Origin of the sequence: Microcystis sp. M44BS1, assembly GCF_020244875.1 — a bacterium.
GTDB classification, from domain to species: Bacteria; Cyanobacteriota; Cyanobacteriia; order Cyanobacteriales; family Microcystaceae; genus Microcystis; species Microcystis panniformis.
On sequence record NZ_JADBVM010000092.1, the window covers coordinates 38,595 to 54,189 of the forward strand.

13 protein-coding genes are annotated in these 15,595 nt (G+C 44.1%); 9 read left to right on the forward strand and 4 right to left on the reverse strand.

All coding sequences use genetic code 11. The annotated features are described in order from the left end of the window. Positions 1–19: 19 nt before the first annotated feature. The gene (locus IM515_RS06575; protein WP_287627957.1) at positions 20–610 is read left to right on the forward strand and encodes a Uma2 family endonuclease; all 591 of its coding nucleotides are present in this window, start codon (positions 20–22) and stop codon (positions 608–610) included. On the opposite strand, the gene murG is transcribed toward IM515_RS06575, so the two are convergent. After that, complete coding sequence (murG, locus tag IM515_RS06580) at positions 592–1,665, reverse strand: undecaprenyldiphospho-muramoylpentapeptide beta-N-acetylglucosaminyltransferase (protein ID WP_287627958.1); 1,074 nt, start codon at positions 1,663–1,665, stop codon at positions 592–594. The two genes, IM515_RS06575 and murG, sit on opposite strands and share 19 nt — an antisense overlap. Before the next feature lie 81 nt (positions 1,666–1,746). On the opposite strand from murG, the gene IM515_RS06585 reads away from it, so the two are divergent. Next, the gene (locus tag IM515_RS06585) at positions 1,747–2,553 is read left to right on the forward strand and encodes a DUF8623 domain-containing protein (RefSeq protein ID WP_287627960.1); all 807 of its coding nucleotides are present in this window, start codon (positions 1,747–1,749) and stop codon (positions 2,551–2,553) included. Positions 2,554–2,664: 111 nt separating this feature from the next. On the opposite strand, the gene IM515_RS06590 is transcribed toward IM515_RS06585, so the two are convergent. From IM515_RS06590 to psb32, 3 genes are all read right to left on the reverse strand, one after another. Next, positions 2,665–3,483 (reverse strand): transglutaminase-like domain-containing protein, encoded by an 819-nt coding sequence (locus IM515_RS06590; protein WP_287627961.1) that lies wholly within the window; start codon positions 3,481–3,483, stop codon positions 2,665–2,667. A gap of 222 nt (positions 3,484–3,705) precedes the next feature. Next, positions 3,706–4,305, reverse strand: a complete 600-nt coding sequence (locus IM515_RS06595; RefSeq protein ID WP_287627962.1) for a hypothetical protein — start codon at positions 4,303–4,305, stop codon at positions 3,706–3,708. A gap of 232 nt (positions 4,306–4,537) precedes the next feature. Next, positions 4,538–5,221: a photosystem II repair protein Psb32 gene (gene psb32, locus IM515_RS06600; RefSeq protein ID WP_002766515.1), complete on the reverse strand. Its 684-nt coding sequence runs from the start codon at positions 5,219–5,221 to the stop codon at positions 4,538–4,540. A 222-nt stretch (positions 5,222–5,443) separates the two neighbouring features. Here psb32 and IM515_RS06605 point away from each other — a divergent pair, with 222 nt between their 5' ends. From IM515_RS06605 to mutS, 7 genes are all read left to right on the forward strand, one after another. Continuing rightward, the gene (locus tag IM515_RS06605) at positions 5,444–7,453 is read left to right on the forward strand and encodes an ATP-binding protein (protein WP_287627963.1); all 2,010 of its coding nucleotides are present in this window, start codon (positions 5,444–5,446) and stop codon (positions 7,451–7,453) included. A gap of 74 nt (positions 7,454–7,527) precedes the next feature. Continuing rightward, entirely contained in the window at positions 7,528–7,989 is a 462-nt protein-coding gene (locus IM515_RS06610) for a hypothetical protein (protein WP_287627965.1), read from the forward strand. Then, positions 7,986–8,627 (forward strand): LppP/LprE family lipoprotein, encoded by a 642-nt coding sequence (locus IM515_RS06615; RefSeq protein WP_193960928.1) that lies wholly within the window; start codon positions 7,986–7,988, stop codon positions 8,625–8,627. The genes IM515_RS06610 and IM515_RS06615 overlap by 4 nt, the downstream gene beginning before the upstream one ends. A gap of 58 nt (positions 8,628–8,685) precedes the next feature. Continuing rightward, on the forward strand, positions 8,686–10,650 hold the full coding sequence (gene recJ / locus IM515_RS06620) for a single-stranded-DNA-specific exonuclease RecJ (RefSeq protein ID WP_287627966.1): 1,965 nt from the start codon (positions 8,686–8,688) through the stop codon (positions 10,648–10,650). Positions 10,651–10,677: 27 nt separating this feature from the next. Further along, a complete protein-coding gene (gene proB / locus IM515_RS06625) occupies positions 10,678–11,817 on the forward strand; it encodes a glutamate 5-kinase (protein WP_287627968.1) in 1,140 nt (379 codons plus the stop codon). A gap of 182 nt (positions 11,818–11,999) precedes the next feature. Then, positions 12,000–12,509, forward strand: coding sequence for an allophycocyanin subunit beta (gene apcB / locus IM515_RS06630; RefSeq protein WP_043995782.1), 510 nt, complete (start codon positions 12,000–12,002; stop codon positions 12,507–12,509). 241 nt (positions 12,510–12,750) lie between these two features. Next, positions 12,751–15,399 carry a DNA mismatch repair protein MutS gene (gene mutS / locus IM515_RS06635; RefSeq protein WP_287627971.1) on the forward strand — a complete coding sequence of 883 codons (2,649 nt, stop codon included), beginning with the start codon at positions 12,751–12,753 and terminating at the stop codon, positions 15,397–15,399. The last annotated feature ends 196 nt before the right edge of the window (positions 15,400–15,595 follow it).

A 15,595-nucleotide genomic window follows, 5' to 3' on the forward strand; every position in this document is an offset into this window, starting at 1 on the left:
TCTTTACCGAGGATAAATTATGTCTGTTCGAGAAACTACTGTGATGAAAACTCCAGAGACAAAAGTATGGACTGATGCAGAATTTATGGCGTTACCTGACGATGGTAATCGTTACGAATTGGTCAAGGGAGAGTTAATTAATCTGGGAAATTCTGGGGCTTTACACGGTTATATTGCCATTATTTTAAGCGCTGCTTTATTCGCTTTAGTAACATCTCGAAAACTAGGGGTATTATTGGACTCCAGCACTGCTTTTACTATGAAAAATGGCAATAAACGTTCTCCCGATATAGCCTTTTTTGCCAAGGAACGTCTGCAAGGATTGGAAGAATTACCGACGGGTTTTTTAGAAGGTGGACCCGATTTAGTGGTAGAAATTCTCTCTCCAGGGAATACAGTGGCAGAAATCGAGGACAAAATTGCCGAATATTTTGCCAATGGGACTCGTTTGCTCTGGGTTATCAGTCCAGGTCAACACTATGTTTTAGTTTATCGTTGCGGGTACGAACCGCAGGGATTATTAACATCAGGAGATTTTCTGGAGGGGGAAGATGTGGTTCCAGGGTTCACTTTTCCGGTGGCTGATTTGTTTCAAAAACTATCTTTGTGACTCTTTCTTCTCAACAAATCGGCTAATAAATCGGCACTGTCACTAATGGCTAGATGAGAAGCTTGTTGGGCCATGGCGGCCAATTTTTCGGGGTTAGACCATAAATCCAGGACTAATTCGCCTAAAAACTGAGCAGTTAACTCATTTTGACGGTAAAGATAAGCGGCTTGAGCTTCAGCGAAAACTTGGGCATTATAGAACTGATGGTCTTCGGCAGCAAAAGGATAGGGAATTAAAATCGAAGGCGTACAAGTGATCGCTAATTCTGTTAAAGTGCCGGCACCGGAGCGACTGATAGCTAGATTAGCTCTTTGCCATAATCCCGCCATATTGTCGTAAAAAGGCCGGGAAAAATAGTTAGAATGGCGCAAACTATCCGCTTCGGGGTCGTTTTCTCCCGTGAGATGCACGATATAAATGCCTTTTTCTAACCATTGGGGAGCGCTTTGTCGGACAATTTGATTAAGAGCTACGGCCCCTTGAGAACCACCGGCAACGACAATTAAAAAAGCAGTCTCTGGAATCGGTAAATCTAGGGACTGGGGAATGAGAAACTGCTCTCGTACAGGCGTACTAGCCCAAGTGGTGCGAGTGCCGGGTAAATAGCTGGCGGTTCCCTGAAAACCGAGGGCAACCGTATCGCACCAGCGACCGAGAACTTTCGTGACTTTGCCCGGTATGTAGTTAGATTCGTGTAGGATGACGGGAATATTGGCTAAACGAGCCGCTAAAATCGTCGGACCTGCGATATAACCCCCGGTGGTAAAAACTGCCGCTATCTGACGTTTTTTGATTAAACTACGCACTTGCCAAATGGCCCGCAGTTGACTGAACAGAATCTTGAGAGTTTTTAACCCCAAACGGGTTTGAAATCCCTCAATGGGGATGGTGTGCAGGGGATAGGTTTTTGGAACTAAGGACTGTTCCAGACGGTCTGGAACTCCTAACCATTCAATCTCGTAATCCGGCAAGCGCTCGGCCAGGGCCAAAGCGGGAAATAAATGACCACCAGTACCACTAGCGGCAATCAAGAGACGGGTTGGAGTGCGTGCCATAATTCGAGAGAGGGTAAATTCAGTCCTAGAATGAAATAATCTACCATAGTTATCGATCGATCCTTACATAAACTATCACTAATGCGTAACTTGAACACAATCCCCGATAAATTTTTTCGTCAATCCCTCAATTTTTCTCTATCGTTGCTGTTAGGTTTGGGGTTAACTTTTACCCTTGCCACCAGTTTGCGGGCCGAAAAGCCAGAAACTGCTCCAGCTAATTTAAAAACCCTTATCTCCAAAATCGAAACGGCGGCTAATGAGCGGGATATCAAGCAATTAATGGGGTTTTATAGTCCGAAATTTACTAACTCCGATGGCTTGACCTACGAAAAAACTAAAAAGGCTTTAACTCATTTTTGGGAACGTTATAACAATCTACAATACACCACGACTCTCGAATCTTGGAGTCGTTCCGGGGACAAGTTAACGGCCAATACAATTACTAAAATTACCGGGACAGGAAAGGTGCAGGGACGAGTGGTGGAAATGAATGCCACGATTCGTTCTCGTCAACAATTTCAAGGGAATAAACTGGTTTATCAGGAGATTTTAAGCGAGAGAGTCGAGTTAAGCACTGGCAAAAATCCCCCCATTGTTCAAGTGAGAATTCCCGAAAGGGTGAAAGTGGGTGAAGAATTTGATTTTGATGTGATTGTCCGCGAACCTTTAGGGGATGATTTATTGGCCGGAACGGCGATCGATGAGAAAGTAGATATTGAGCGTTATATTAATACAAAGCCTCTAGAATTGGAATTATTACAGTCCGGCGGTTTATTTAAGCGGGTAAAAGCGCCGGCAACACCGGAAAATCGTTGGTTATCGGCGATTTTAATCCAAGGAGATGGGATTGTTGTCGTTACTCAACGGGTTAAGGTAGAAAAGTAATTTTTATCTGGGTTTTGCGGCAAAAAGCTTGTTGGTGGGGTGTGGGGTGTTATTACTGTTGCCGCTCGCCTCATTTCAACAAAATTTAGATGCGCGGGCAGCCTACTCTGATTAAGCATAGAGGTGGGAAACATCGCTCGTCCATACTTTAAAATTTGTTAAATTTACTTGACCAAAAGAAGTTGTTAGGGCAGCATCAACGGCATCTAAGCCGCGAGTCATTAAAATCCGCCCGATTCTGGGGGTGTTATGACGAGCATCAAAAGTGTACCATTGATGGTCTAAATAGACTTCAAACCAAGCACTAAAATCCATCGGTAGGGGTTGGGAAGAAATACCGATATCTCCGAGATAGCCGGAGGCATAACGGGCAGGAATATTTAGGCAACGGCAAAAAGTCAAAGCTAGGTGATTAAAATCGCGACAAACCCCCGTTTTTTCCCGATAGACATCATAGGCGGTTTTCGTCACCCGCGCGTATTCGTAACCAAAACGAATGTGACTATGAACCCAATCACAAACCGCTTGTACCCTTGCCCAACCGGGGGGAGTTTGTCCGAAAAGTTCCCAGGCAATTTCCGAAAGCAAATCCACTTCACAATAACGGCTACTCATTAGGTAGGGAAAAACTTGGGTTGGTAACTCTGCTAGAGGAATTTCTTGGGCATTCCCATTAACTATATCCGGTTTCCATTCATTCTCGATAACTGCTTCATTGTGAATGCGAATCTGTCCGGCGGGTAAAATTAGACGACTGGTTCGATTACCGAAGCTATCTAAAAATTCTTCTATTTTTGTTGCCGGTTCCACCCGCAAGTTTTCCGATTGTCTCACTTGATCTAAAATTGAGGGGTGTAGATAAAGTTTTAACAACATGACCACGGGTAAGGGTGTATCAAAGCCAAATTCATAACCAACATGGATTAACATTAGTCCTCCTATCTAGATGAAATTTTGTCAGGATTGGTAGAGATGAAACGCCAATAATCGCCAGACTGATAAAAAGTTAGGCCTGACTACTTGGTTAAAAGTTTGAGGAGAAAGTAATAGCCAAGCTGAAAACCGATAAGCTTTGTACAGAGTTTTTTTATTGTAAACTGCTTCAAATAAAAGCTTTGTAACTTTGAACACAAGCCATCGGCAGGATTAGAGCTATCGAAAAGAGTCCGGGGTGGATGGTTCCTCTAATAGACGAATTTCAATGGGGATGTGGGCTAGTTTAGCAAAAATCTTTTGTTGATGACTGACGGGCCACCATTCGTAAAGAAAAATTTCTAAAGGTCGCCAGAGGGCCACCCAACCACTAATTAATAGTCCTTCTTCTAAGAAGTGAATAAATGTATCGCTGCCAAAACGACCAATTAATTCGCTGAGACTCAAACAAACAAAAAGAAAGGAGAGACCAATTATCAAAGATATGCGTCCCTGTCGCCAAATTGTGCGTAATTTTCTTTGTTCTCCCTGTTGGCGATAGTCAAAATAATTATGTAAAGCTGAGGGTAACAGATGTCGGGCGGTGTTTTGTTCTGTACTGGGAAGATAAAAGACTAATTTAAGGGGGGTATTGAGGGGAAATTCATCCACAGAGTTAATAATATAATTTTCGGCATTATCGTCTAAATCTCTATCTAAAAATGGCGAAGGATCGAGAGAATTAAAGACTTGCTGTAACTGATTAAGTTTAATTTCAATTAAGTAAGTTCCTTCCTCCTCTCGATAATAGGATTGTAATTGATTTACCAGTTTAGACATTAGTTATTAATGTTAAGCAAATGGGGTGAACTGATACAACTAAAATCTACTAAGTAGGTAGGCACAATTATTTGTAGGGCGTTGGGTTTCATGCTTCAACCCAACCTACGTTCATCTTATATTTAATTCCACCCACCCACTTAGAAGTTACTTCATCTTGCCTATGCAGGCTGAGGATTGTACTATCTCTGAGAATATTTTAGCTGTATCAGTCCCAGAACATTAATTTAATTTAGCGACCAAAACCAGCGTACCAAAAATAGGTGACCATGGGGATTACTGTAGCTAAAACCAGTAAAACTATCACCCAAATTGTGGCATTTTTATCGTCAGTTTCTTCTGCGGTAGTAAAGGTACTTTCGATATTAATTGTCGCTACTTCTGGGGGTCCGGGATCCGCTTCTCCAGAAAGTACCGCCGTTAGACGACGACTAGCATCGAGTAAAGCTTGATTATATTTTCCCCCATCTTTGAGGGGAACTGCCATAGTTTCCGAGAGGATACTATCAGCAATAGCATCGGTTAATAAGGGTTTTGCTTCCTCGCCAACCCGAATAGCAGTTTTATTGGTTAAAGTATCAAGGACGATGATAGTTTGATTAGTGCGATCTTCAGGATTAGGATACCATTCTCTCAGGATATCATCGGCTAAATTGTCAATTTTTTGACCGTAATCCAAGCGCCGGACTACCACCATTCTCACTTCTTGGCCAGTTTTTTCGGCGAGATTTTTCAGGTCTTTATTTAATTTTCCCTCGTTAGCGGCACTAATGGCCGAAACGGGATCGACCACATAAGTGGGCGCTCCAGAGCTTAAAATGGGGAGGTCATAGACTCCCATGGCAGCAGCCGGTGACAGGGAAACAGCCAAGGCTACACAGCAGGAGAGAAGGAGAGAAGCTAATAATTTGAGCATATTGATTCGGTAAAATTCCTATAGAACATAATAGGGGAAAAGTTTACTGTTTTTTGAGTCGGGAGACAGGAGATGGGAAGTGGGGAAGTGGGGAAGTGGGGAAGTGGGGAAGTGGGGAAGTGGGGAAGTGGGGTGATGGGGAAATTCAACTAATACCCTAAAACCCTACAACCCCCAAACCCTTTTAACTGATAACTGATAACTGATAACTGATAACTGATTATGAGTGATTTTGAGGAACTAGAGTCTAAAAAACGGGAAAAAGCCCTAGAAATGCAGGCCCATCGCGATAATTTGCTCTCGCGGGTGACAAGATTACTAATTTCTCAAGATATCCACTTGGCGATCGATCATACCCTAGAACTGCTCTGTCAATTTACCCAGAGCGCTCACTGTTACATTATTCAATATTCCACCTGTCGTCAGCAGTGGAGTATGGTTTATGAATACTGTCACCCCGACTATCCGCAGGTTATCCCGATTCGGGAAGAATCACAAAATCTCTCAACGGAAACCTTTCCCTGGTTTTCTGAACAATTATTAAACGGTATTCCAGTTAAACTGAACTCTTTAGACGATTTACCCGCTACTGCTATCCCTGAAAGAGCTATTCTCGCTCATAGTTCTACTCCCTGTCTCTTAATCGTTCCCATGTGGGATAGTTGTGGGGTAACGGTGGGTTATCTGGGATTGGATGCAAGTGCAGAAAAGCAATGGACAAAGGAAGATGTCACCTTTGTGCGGTTGGTGGGAGAATTAATTGCGATCGCAGAAAGTAGATATGAAGCGGAAAAAGAATTAAAAGAGGCTAAAGAAGCGGCAGTTAAGGCAAATAAAGCTAAAAGTGAGTTTCTAGCTAACATGAGCCACGAATTACGCACTCCTCTTAATGCTATCTTGGGTTTTACTCGCTTAATATCCCGGGATAGCAGCATCAGCAGTGAATATCGGCAATATTTGGAAATTGTCAATCGTAGCGGAGAACATTTATTAGAGTTAATCAACGATATTCTAGAAATGTCGAAGATAGAAGCGGGAAGAACGGTTTTTAATCCCAGTAATTTCGATTTATACGCTCTTTTAGATAATATTGCCGAAATGCTACGCTCACAAGCGCAGGCAAAAGCTTTAAGCTTAATTTTTGATCGCAGCTCCGATCTGCCTCAATATATATGTACTGATGAAAGTAAATTGCGACAGGTGTTAATCAATCTCTTGGGTAACGGATTGAAGTTTACTGAGTCGGGAGGGGTGACTCTCCGGGTAAAATTAGGGGAGAAAAGAGAAGATTATCAGCGATTGCTCTGGGAAATTGAAGATACAGGACTAGGAATCGCTCCAGAGGAGATTTATAAGCTATTTCAACCCTTTAACCAAACGGAAACGGGACGAAAATCCCAACAGGGGACAGGATTGGGTTTACCTATCAGTAAAAAATTTGTTGAGTTGATGGGAGGTGCGATCGGAGTTAGTAGTATTCTGGGTCAAGGAAGTATTTTTAGTTTTGATATTCAGGTGGGTTTGGTGGGGGAAAATGAGATTAAAACCGAAACCAATAGGGCAAAAGTAATCGCTTTAGCCGAAAATAAGCCTAAATATCGGATATTAGTCGTCGATGATCGACCGGAAAGCCGTTTGCTGTTGCTGAAACTCCTGACTACCCTAGGATTATCCGTGCAAGAGGCCGCTAATGGTCAAGAAGCGATCGCAATTTGGCAAGCATGGCAACCTCATCTTATCTGGATGGACATGAGAATGCCGGTGAAGGACGGTTACGAAGCAACTAGGGAAATTCGGCAGTTAGAGGCTGATAATCGCGGAAAAACGGTGATAATTGCCCTAACTGCCAGTGCTTTTGAAGAGGATCGCGCCTTGGTTATTGCCGCCGGTTGTGATGATTTCGTGCGTAAACCTTTCCGAGAGGAAGTTATCTGGCAAAAAATGAGCGAATATTTAGGATTAAAATATATTTATGCCGATAATGAGCCAAATCAGCCCAATTATTCGCCAGTTTTCCTCGATTCCCTGCAATCCCTATTAAAATTAATCAGTCCCGTCTGGATTAGACAATTGCAACAAGCGGCGCGAGAATGTGATGATGAAAAAATTATCGCCCTAACCGCAGAAATTCCCCCCGATTATGCTACCCTTGCCCAAGGTTTACAACAGTTAGCCAGAGAATTTTCCTTTGATGCGATCGAAACCATCATTAGAGATTTAAACATATCTTAAGAGAGTATTTTATCTAGATCTCAAAAACGTGATATTCTAAAGGCATAAATCCCTAAATATGACAATTTTAAAGGATGAAACTGTTAAAAATGCTCATCGGTACTTGGTTAATACTACCGATTTTTTCCGTTCATGCTCAAGTCCCCTCGCTGCCCCCAATTAAGCAAAATTCCCCCAATCTTGGTGATCTACCCAATGATCCCACCCAGCAGAAAAATTGGCTTTGTACCCAAGGAGATCAACGCATTGCCGTGGCTGCTAAAGAAGAGAAAGGTTGGAAAGAATTAATTGAAAAACAAGGTTGGCAATGTCGTGAGGAAAATACCGACATACCCGATAAAACTCTCGGCTTTTCCTGTGAACCAGAACAAACCCTCGGCCTCTTGACAGTTTACTGGTTAAATGGTAGTAATGGTCAACAACAATTAAGCCAATGGCGAGATAAATTAGCAGCACAACAGGGGATGGTTTGTACCATCAATAACGTGCAGTTATTCGATACTCAAGAAAATATACCCAACCCATCAAAACCATGATTAAATTAGCAATTTTGCCTCAATCTATCCTCCTAGGTATCAGTTTACTATTAAACAATTCTCTGCCCTTACTTGCCCAATCTACACCCCTGAGCGTGGATAATTTAAGAAATACCGTCTATAACATTCCCAATCGGGGTTCCGTAATTGTCAGCGATGGTATTTTTCAATCCAATGAGGGACAGATTTTAGGAGTGCAAGTCAGTCGAGAAGCTTTGATGGGGGACTATAATAACGATCAAAGGACTGATGGTATTGTCGTATTAAGAGTGATTACCAGAGATCAACAGCAATTACATTATTTAGCCCTAGTGATCGATAATAACGGTACTGCCACTAACACCGATACTGTCCTGTTAGCCGATCGAGTAATTGTCGATAATCTGAGTGCTAAAGATGGTACGATCACCGTCAATATGAGAAGATTTCTCCCCCGGGATCCTTCCTGTTGTCCGTCGGGAGTTATCACCCAACAATTTGCGATTAATCCTAGTATTAATCAATTGACTTTACTGAGTACCAACGAAAGTCAACCCACCACCCCCAATGTGCAGGTAGTACCCGCTTCCCCCCTGAGAATTAATAATAATAATCTCCCCTTTCAACCTCCTGCTGGGGCCATCCAAATCCGCTTTTAACCTTATTTTTGGTGCGTTACGCTGTGCTAACGCACCCTACCTTTTTACTTAACAAAAAATGCCCTACAAATATCCCATCCAACGCTGGTATATTGCCGCAACTAATCCCGAAAAAATTGAGAGGTTAGCGCGGGAAATGGGATTATCATCCTTATTGGCAACTATCTTAATTAATCGCGGTATTGATACCCCCGAATTAGCTAAAACTTATATAGATCCTGAAGCGGATATCTTACCCTCTCCCCTAGGAGAATTTCCCGACTTAGAAAAAAGTGTCAATTTATTAGTAAAAGCGATCGCCTCCGGCGATAAAATTGCTATCTGTGGGGACTACGATGCTGACGGCATGACCAGTACATCTTTACTGTTAAGAGCCTTGAGACATCTCGGTGCTAGGGTAAATCATGCCATACCCAGTCGCATGAAAGAGGGATACGGAATTAATCAGCGCATTGTCGAAGAATTTGCCGAATCGGGAGTCGGATTGATTCTCACCGTTGATAATGGTATTTCCGCTCACGAACCGATCGCCCTAGCGATAGAATTAGGATTAAAAGTTATTATCACCGATCATCACGATCTGCCGCCAATTTTACCAAATGCCTCCGCTATTCTCAACCCAAAATTATTAACCCCTAACTCTCCCTATCAGGGATTAGCGGGGGTGGGAGTCGCCTATATTTTAGCGGTGACAACTGCCCAAAAAATGGGTAAATTACAGGGATTAACCGAGTCATTATTAGCATTATTTACCCTAGGCACTATAGCAGATTTAGCCCCATTAATCGGGGTAAATCGTCGCTGGTTAAAACGGGGGTTAAGAAAATTACCCAAATCCCAATTAGTCGGGATTCAATCCCTGATGCAAATAGCGGGAATTAGCGAGGAACAAAAGCAATTACAACCGGATGATATTGGCTTTAAATTGGGGCCGAGAATTAATGCAATCGGTAGAATTGGCGATCCCCAGATAGTTATTGAATTATTAACCACCGATGACGCAGGAATTGCCTTAGAAAGAGCAATGCAGTGCGAACAAATTAATCGTACCCGTCAAGAATTGTGCGAAAAAATTGAAGAAGAAGCGATTAAATTAGTAGAAGAAACACCGATTCTTTGGCAAAAAGATCGAGTTTTAGTCTTAGTCGAAAAAGATTGGCATCATGGGGTAATTGGTATTGTGGCCTCCCGTTTGGTGGAACGGTACGGAGTGCCGGTTTTTATTGGTACTTACGAGGAAGAAGATACGGGTAAAATTCGCGGATCTGCCAGAGGAATTGAAGAATTTCACGTTTTTGAAGCCCTGCAATTTTGCCAAGATTTACTAGGAAAATTTGGCGGTCATAAAATGGCGGGGGGGTTTAGTTTACCCACAGCTAATTTACTAGCATTTAAACAAAGATTAAGTCAATTTTCTCACAAAATTTTACAAATAGAACAATTAAAACCTTTAATCAAAGTTGACACTATCCTAGACTTTAAACAAATAAACCTGCAACTTTTTCAACAAATTGATAGTTTGCAACCCTGGGGAATTGGGAATGAATTACCCGTTTTTTGGACTCCTAACGTGCGAGTAGTGGAACAGAAAACTATCGGAAAAAATCATTTAAAATTATTGCTGGCTCAAAGCGATAATACCAGAATTAAAGCCCTAGCTTGGCGTTGGGGCGAATATTGTCCTTTACCAACGCGTTTAGATATTGCCTATAAACTCAAAGAAAATACTTGGAATGGTAATAAAACCATAGAAATTGAATTAGTGGGAGTGCGATTACCCCAAGAAAATGATAGTATTAAAAAAGCAATTTTTATGCACGCCGATAAAATGTATCAATGTAGTTTTTGGGTTGATTTAAATGAGATTCGCATCAAAAATGAACAGGGCGATATTTTAGTCGTGCAGAAAGGGCAGCGCATTGGTTTATTAGGCAAAAATCGACAACAAGCGAGAGAAGTCAACGTCACTGAACCCCGTTTTTATACTTTAATTAAAGTTGCCATCAAAGCTTTGGCTATCTAGCAACACCTCCCCAAAAGCACCTTGACGATGAACCAAACCATAGTGATCAAAATCGGTACTTCCAGTTTGACCGATAATGAAACCGGCCAATTATCCCTATCCACGATCGCCGCTTTAGTGGAAGTCCTCACCCGGTTGCGCGCTGCCGGTCATCGGGTGGTATTAGTATCTTCCGGGGCCGTGGGGGTGGGCTGCCGTCGTCTGGGAATACAGGAAAGACCGAAAAAAATCGCCCTCAAACAAGCGATCGCCGCCGTCGGTCAAGGTCGTCTGATGCGGATCTATGATGACCTCTTTACCAGTCTTGGTCAACCGATCGCCCAAATTTTGCTGACCCGTCCCGAATTGATGGAACGCACCTGTTATGTCAACGCCTATAATACCTTTCAGGCTTTGTTTGAATTAGGGGTGATTGCCATTGTCAACGAAAATGATACGGTGGCGATCGATGAGTTAAAATTCGGCGATAATGACACTTTATCAGCCCTTGTAGCCAGTTTAATCGAGGCTGACTGGTTATTTATCCTCACCGATGTGGATCGCCTCTACAGTGCCGATCCGCGGCTATTTCCCGAAGCGGCGGCTATTGCCCGAGTTACTCCCGCGCAATTAGCGCAACTATCGATCGATGCCGGTAGTAGTGGCAGTCAGTGGGGGACCGGGGGTATGGCGACTAAATTGGCCGCGGCCCGGATTGCCACCAGCGCCGGGGTAGAAATGGCGATTACTAGGGGAAGACAGCCTAGCAATATCTTAAAAATTATGGCAGGAGAGGCGATTGGAACCCGTTTTGAAGCCCAAAAACGCAGTGATAACGCCCGCAAACGCTGGATCGCCTACGGACTACTGCCCATGGGTAAAATCTATCTCGATGCTGGGGCGATTCAAGCCATTTGTCAGGGGGGAAAATCTCTGCTCGCGGCCGGGATCACCAAAGTGGAGGGGGAATTTAGCGCCTCGGAATCGGTGCAATTGTGCGATCGAGAAGGCCGGGAATTGGCCCGGGGAATTGTTAATTATAGTAGTGAGGAGATCGATCGAGTGAAAGGTCAACATTCCGAGCGTATTGCCAGTTTATTGGGTTATATGGCCGCAGAAACCATCATTCATCGGGATAATCTCGTCATTTTGAGTGCCTCGTCCACTACCTCGACTAATAAGGGATAATTCCGCCACCCAGCGCCGGTCCAGCCAATGCCTTAAATGTAAAGAAATGTCTCAAAAAAACAACAAATTGTTAGACAAGCAAGAGAGTTAGACTAGGGATGTCCCCCGAAGTTCAACCCTGTGAGATTATAGATGAAGTGAAACTCAAAAATGTCTTTATTGCTGTTGGGAGAAACTTAATAATGCGAGACGCGGTAACTAGCCTGATTAGAAAATACGATGTCACCGGACGTTATCTCGATCGAGATGCGATCGATAATCTTAAACAATATTTCACCTCGGGAACTGCCCGTCTAGCTGCCGCCGCCCTAATTAACGCTAATTCGGCGGCGCTCGTGCGTGGGGCGGCGATTCGTCTATTTGAAGAAGTTCCCGAATTGATCCGCGCCGGGGGTAATGCCTACACCACCCGTCGTTATTCTGCCTGTCTGCGGGATATGGATTACTATCTCCGCTATGCCAGTTATGCCCTAGTAGCTGCTGATACTAATGTTCTAGATGAGCGGGTACTGCAAGGACTGCGGGAAACCTATAATTCCCTCGGGGTTCCCATCGGTCCGACGGTGCGCGGTATCCAAATCATGAGCGAAATGATTCAAACCATGGCCACTGAGGCGGGTATTGCCGACACCTCTTTGATCGCTGAACCCTTTGATCATCTCACTCGCGAATTAAGCGAAGTGTCTATCTAAATTCAGTTATCAGTTATCGCTTATCAGTTCTGTCCGTTCAATTTTTGATGGAACGAACCCGCATCAGTACCCACTCTCAGCCTAGGGGAGTGGGGAAGGTGCAGCAAGGGGAACCATTGAGCGGTTCTCCCGGTGCGGAAGTCTGAGGCAACCGCCATCGACGAAGAAGCGTCAGAAACTTCCCACTCAGCCAAGGGGTGGGGAACAGTTCATTAAAACATTGTCCAGCTTTCTTTGACCCATGACTCTCTCCTCGGATTTTCCCCCAGAACCACCCGCTACCAATAAGGAGTCCCATCGTGATTATCGCGGACTCGATCGCAGTAAACTCACCCCCATGTATCAGCATTATGTGGAGGTAAAAGAAACCTATCCCAATGCTCTTTTACTCTATCGTGTGGGCGATTTTTTCGAGTGTTTCTTTCAGGATGCGGTGATTATCTCCAGAGAATTAGAATTAGTTCTCACCAGCAAGGAAGGGGGTAAAGGTATTGGGAGAGTCGCCATGACTGGAGTTCCCCACCACGCCCTGGAGCGCTATAGTCGTTTATTGGTGGAAAAAGGCTATGCGGTGGCGATTTGTGACCAAGTAGAGGATTCAACGGAAGCAGCCGCCGAAAAACGGCTAGTAGAACGCGCTATCACCAAGCTTCTCACCCCCGGAACCCTCACCGATGAGGGAATGTTAAATGCAAAAAAGAATAATTTTCTGGCTGCCGTGGTGATTACCGGAGAAAATTGGGGATTAGCCTATGCAGACATCTCCACCGGAGAATTCTACACCACCCAAGCCAGCGATTTAACGGCTTTAAGCCTAGAATTAACCCGTTTACAGCCCTCGGAAATCCTTTTTCCCATCAATGCCCCCGATTTAAACCGTATTTTGCGCCCCGGGGAAAAATCCGACCATCTCCCCCCCTGTTTACCCGATAGTTTTTGTTATTCTCTCCGTCCCCAAACTATCTTTACTCTCACAGAAGCGAAAAATCGTCTCCTAATCACCTATAAAATGCGTTCCCTAGAGGGGATGGGCTGCGAACATTTACCCCTTGCTATTCGCGCAGCTGGAGGCCTATTAGAATACATTGAAGATACCCAAAAAGCCAATCAAGTCCCCCTACAACCTTTAAAAACCTACTCTGTCTCGGAATTTTTGATTTTAGATGGGCAAACCCGTCGTAACCTTGAAATTACCCAAACGGTGCGCGATGGTAGCTTCTATGGTTCTCTATTATGGGCGATCGATCGCACTTGTACGGCCATGGGTAGTCGCGCTTTACGTCGTTGGTTACTGCAACCTCTCTTAGATTCTCGCGGTATTCGCGCCCGTCAGGATACTATCCAAGAGTTAAAGGATAATCCCGCCCTGCGCCAAGATATTCGGCAAAAATTAAGGGAAATATACGATATAGAACGTTTAAGCGGCCGTGTTGGCGCAGGAACAGCTAATGCCCGCGATTTACTTTCCCTAGCGGCATCCTTAGTCAAATTGGCCGATTTAGCGGCTTTGGTTGCTGCGGGAAATTCGCCCTATTTGAAAGCTTTACAGCAAATTCCCGCCGATTTGGAAAAATTAGGCCAGCAGGTGATAGCGCATCTGGTGGAATCTCCTCCGCTGCACCTCAAGGAAGGGGGGGTGATTCGCGAGGGAATTGATGCCCAATTGGATGCCCTGCGGCGCGACTATCAGGAAGTAATCGATTGGTTTAAAAATCTGGAGACGACAGAGAAAGAAAGAACGGGTATTAGCAATCTTAAGGTTAATTATAACAAAACTTTCGGTTATTATATCAGTTTACCCCGCAGTAAAGCCGATTTCGCCCCAAAAGAGTATGTGCGTAAGCAAACTTTAGTCAATGAGGAACGTTATATCACCACCGAGTTAAAGGAGAAAGAAAATATAATTCTGACGGCAGTAGATGAATTAAATAAATTAGAATACGAGATTTTTAGCGATTTACGCCGTCAAGTAGCCGAATTTTCCCCAGAAATCCGGGAAGTGGCCACAAAAGTCGCCGCTTTGGATGTGCTGGCCGGATTGGCAGAAATCGCCGTTTATCAGGGATATTGTCGCCCAGAAATCGCCGATGGTCGTCTTATCGATATTAAAGATGGTCGTCATCCCGTGGTGGAACAATCCCTTGGGGCCGGCTTTTTTGTGCCGAATTCGATTAATTTGGGCAATCAGGAGGGTTTAGAATACCCTGACTTGATTATTCTCACCGGTCCCAATGCTAGTGGCAAAAGTTGTTATCTGCGACAGGTGGGATTAATTCAATTGTTGGCCCAAACCGGCAGTTTTGTCCCGGCAAAGTCGGCCAAAATCTCCATCTGCGATCGCATTTTCACTAGGGTGGGGGCTGTGGATGACCTCGCTACTGGCCAATCCACTTTTATGGTGGAAATGAACGAAACCGCCAATATTCTCAATCACGCCACGGAGAGATCATTAGTATTATTAGACGAAATTGGCCGGGGGACAGCCACTTTTGACGGTTTATCCATAGCTTGGTCTGTGGCGGAGTATTTAGCCACGGTACTGCAATCGCGGACGATTTTCGCCACTCACTACCACGAACTGAATGAATTAGCCTCAATCTTAGAGAATGTAGCTAATTATCAGGTAACAGTCAAAGAATTACCCCATGAGATAGTATTTTTGCACCAAGTACGACCGGGAGGTGCGGATAAATCCTATGGTATCGAAGCGGGGAGATTAGCCGGTTTACCAGCTTCTGTGATCGATCGTGCCATGCAGGTGATGGGTCAAATCGAAAAACATAGTAAAATTGCGATCGGTTTGCGTCAGGGAATTAAGAAAATTAAACCGGTTAAGTCGGATCATCCCCCCTCTCTGCAGCAGTTAGACATTTTTGATGACAGTAAGTAGGGTTTGCTGAATAAATGTGAAATGTAGGCAAAGTAAGGGTTTTGGGGCTTTTCTCCCGAAACAGGTGCAAGATTTTGAGAGAATCGTCGTTCAAAACCTTGCGTCTTCATCGGCCCGCGTCCTGTAGGGGCGAAGCATTCGGGCAATAACCTATCGGTGAAACCGTAGATTTTCTATCCGAATGCTTCGCCCGTAC

Bases quoted from the DNA above. Each gene is read 5' to 3' on its own strand.
- apcB (WP_043995782.1), top strand. From the start codon at position 12,000: ATGCGAGACGCGGTAACTAGCCTGATTAGAAAATACGATGTCACCGGA.
- IM515_RS06585 (WP_287627960.1), top strand. From the start codon at position 1,747: ATGCGTAACTTGAACACAATCCCCGATAAATTTTTTCGTCAATCCCTC.
- recJ (WP_287627966.1), top strand. From the start codon at position 8,686: ATGCCCTACAAATATCCCATCCAACGCTGGTATATTGCCGCAACTAAT.
- IM515_RS06615 (WP_193960928.1), top strand. From the start codon at position 7,986: ATGATTAAATTAGCAATTTTGCCTCAATCTATCCTCCTAGGTATCAGT.
- IM515_RS06605 (WP_287627963.1), top strand. From the start codon at position 5,444: ATGAGTGATTTTGAGGAACTAGAGTCTAAAAAACGGGAAAAAGCCCTA.
- psb32 (WP_002766515.1), bottom strand. From the start codon at position 5,221: ATGCTCAAATTATTAGCTTCTCTCCTTCTCTCCTGCTGTGTAGCCTTG.
- IM515_RS06610 (WP_287627965.1), top strand. From the start codon at position 7,528: ATGAAACTGTTAAAAATGCTCATCGGTACTTGGTTAATACTACCGATT.
- IM515_RS06595 (WP_287627962.1), bottom strand. From the start codon at position 4,305: ATGTCTAAACTGGTAAATCAATTACAATCCTATTATCGAGAGGAGGAA.
- murG (WP_287627958.1), bottom strand. From the start codon at position 1,665: ATGGCACGCACTCCAACCCGTCTCTTGATTGCCGCTAGTGGTACTGGT.
- IM515_RS06575 (WP_287627957.1), top strand. From the start codon at position 20: ATGTCTGTTCGAGAAACTACTGTGATGAAAACTCCAGAGACAAAAGTA.
- IM515_RS06590 (WP_287627961.1), bottom strand. From the start codon at position 3,483: ATGTTAATCCATGTTGGTTATGAATTTGGCTTTGATACACCCTTACCC.
- mutS (WP_287627971.1), top strand. From the start codon at position 12,751: ATGACTCTCTCCTCGGATTTTCCCCCAGAACCACCCGCTACCAATAAG.
- proB (WP_287627968.1), top strand. From the start codon at position 10,678: ATGAACCAAACCATAGTGATCAAAATCGGTACTTCCAGTTTGACCGAT.